Source organism: Thermoanaerobaculum aquaticum, from assembly GCF_000687145.1.
GTDB classification, from domain to species: domain Bacteria; phylum Acidobacteriota; class Thermoanaerobaculia; order Thermoanaerobaculales; family Thermoanaerobaculaceae; genus Thermoanaerobaculum; species Thermoanaerobaculum aquaticum.
Genome location: NZ_JMFG01000048.1, coordinates 1 through 896, shown reverse-complemented (window position 1 = coordinate 896; position 896 = coordinate 1). Strand labels below are relative to the sequence as shown.

Genomic DNA, 896 nt, shown 5'->3' with positions numbered 1-896 from the left:
ACTGCCGCTTCACGCTCCAACCAATTCTCAGCAGGGCCGCCAGAACCTGGGCCGCCTTTCTTGAAGGAAACAGGCTCACGCCGCTTCAAACGACACATCCAAGAAGCCAAAGGGAGCTTCCCCGTGCTCCAAACGGTCGGCAATAACCCTAAAAGCAAGGGCCTGAGCCTTGGCCAGGGCCTCTTCTTGCGTTCCCCCGTAGGCCATGACCCCGGGGAGCTCCACGACCTCAGCGATCCACCGCCCGTCAATCTCCTGCTCCAGTTCCACGTGCAACCTCATGACGTTAAAGTACCACAGCCATAGGACCTGGAGACCCGCAGGGGCTTTGTTGCGCCTTTTACCTCCGCCGAAGGAAGAGCTCCACAGCCTCGTGGGAAAAGCGGCGGCCCACCAGGTCCCGGCGAGCCAAAGCTTGGCTCAACTCCCCGGCAGCATCCAGGGGCAGCTGCAGCACATCCACAACGCCCCGCCTCACCAGCTCCTCGGTTACGGCTTTGCGAAGCGCACTTAAGCCAAAGCCGGTTTTCGCTGAGACAAACACGCTTTGCCGGGCTTCCGGGGGATCCGGCCAGTCTTCCGCCAGGAGGTCCACCTTGTTCAACGCCACCAGGCAGCTTGCAGGGTCTACACCCAGGGATTCCAACACCTCTTCACCCACCCGCAGGTGCTCCCGGAAGCGGGGGTGGGAAACGTCCACCACGTGAATCAAGAGATCCGCAGAGGCCGCTTCCAAAAGCGTGGCGCGAAACGAGGCCACCAGCTGGTGGGGCAGCTTGCGGATAAAGCCCACCGTATCCGCCACCGCCACCACCAGACCCCCTTCCAGGGCCGCCCGTCGCACCAGCGGGTCCAGGGTGGCAAACAGGCGGTTTTCCACCACCGTGCTTTCCCGG

Annotated in this window: 2 protein-coding genes; both read right to left on the bottom strand. The window is 62.7% G+C overall.

The window, feature by feature from the left end; all coding sequences use genetic code 11:
• Positions 1–75: 75 nt before the first annotated feature.
• Positions 76–282, bottom strand: coding sequence for a type II toxin-antitoxin system HicB family antitoxin (locus tag EG19_RS11880; protein WP_038050575.1), 207 nt, complete (start codon positions 280–282; stop codon positions 76–78).
• 58 nt (positions 283–340) lie between these two features.
• The coding region (locus EG19_RS11875) for a GTPase (protein ID WP_200867163.1) at positions 341–896 on the bottom strand (556 nt) is incomplete at its 5' end.